Below are 531 nucleotides of genomic sequence, written 5' to 3' on the forward strand. Positions count from 1 at the left end.
TCTGTAGAGTATTCAGCATCCCCATGACGGTCGATACCCAACCACAGGGCGACGAACGCGTACACTGGCTGCCGATGGTGGCGGCGATCTCGTCGATCAGCGTCGTCGGCATCGCCATCGGTCTTGGCATGCCGCTGCTCAGCGTCATCCTGGAAACACGCGGCCATTCGGCCTCGATGATCGGCCTCAACACGGCCGTCGCCGGCCTCGCCTCGATCGCCGGCGCGCCGCTGGCGACGCCACTCGCCATGCGCTTCGGCGTCGCCTGGACCATGATTGCCATGATCGCGACCGGCGCGCTTGCCTTTGTCGGCTTTCATTTCGCGCCCGATTTCTGGATGTGGTTTCCGCTGCGCATCGTGCTGCACATCGCGCTGACGGTGCTGTTCATCCTGTCTGAATTCTGGATCAGCACCTCGGCGCCGCCGCATCGGCGCGGCCTTGTCCTGGGCATTTACGCCACTGTTCTGTCGCTCGGCTTTGCCGCCGGGCCGTGGCTGTTCGCCCATCTCGGCAGTTCCGGCTTCAGGC

Annotated in this window: 1 protein-coding gene; it reads left to right on the forward strand. The window is 64.6% G+C overall.

The annotated features are described in order from the left end of the window. Positions 1-23: 23 nt before the first annotated feature. Positions 24-531: MFS transporter (locus EN935_RS39660; RefSeq protein WP_164771912.1), on the forward strand; the 508-nt coding region annotated here is incomplete at its 3' end.

It is taken from the genome of Mesorhizobium sp. M7D.F.Ca.US.004.03.1.1, from assembly GCF_003998635.1.
In the GTDB taxonomy this organism is placed as follows: Bacteria; Pseudomonadota; Alphaproteobacteria; order Rhizobiales; family Rhizobiaceae; genus Mesorhizobium; species Mesorhizobium loti.